General features: G+C 42.8%; 1 protein-coding gene. It reads left to right on the top strand.

Features of this window, described 5'->3' with window-relative positions:
- On the top strand, window positions 1-559 hold a 559-nt coding region (locus LI114_RS13715), incomplete at both ends, for a restriction endonuclease subunit S (RefSeq protein ID WP_413770911.1).

The following is a 559-nucleotide window of genomic DNA, read 5'->3' as shown; positions in this document are numbered from 1 at the left end:
TGGGAACAGCGTAAGCTGTCTGATATGGTCGAGAGAGTGACGAGAAAGAACGAAAACCTTGAATCAGAACTACCACTTACTATATCAGCACAGTACGGCTTGATAGATCAAAACGAGTTCTTTGATAAGCGTATTGCAAGCCGAGATGTAAGCGGTTACTACCTGTTGAAGAAAGGTGAATTTGCTTACAATAAGAGTACATCATCTGATGCTCCGTGGGGTGCAGTAAAGAGACTTGATAGGTACGAAATGGGCGTATTATCGACACTTTACATTGTTTTCGCTTTGAAAGAGGACGGTAATATTGACTCTGATTTTCTTGTTTCGTATTATGATACCGACTGTTGGCATAAGGGAGTTCAAGCCATTGCTGCAGAGGGTGCAAGAAATCACGGACTGCTCAATATCACTCCTGCCGATTACTTTGAAACAGTCCTTACAGTACCGTCCGATGTAAAGGAACAACACCAAATCGGCACTTTCTTTGCAAAGCTCGACACCCTTATCACCCTTCATCAGCGTAAGTGTGACGCTTTGCAGAAATTCAAGAAATCTATGC

Source organism: Ruminococcus sp. 210702-SL.1.03, assembly GCF_020559915.1.
In the GTDB taxonomy this organism is placed as follows: Bacteria; Bacillota; Clostridia; order Oscillospirales; family Ruminococcaceae; genus YE71.
This window is presented reverse-complemented; position numbering and strand designations above follow the sequence as displayed.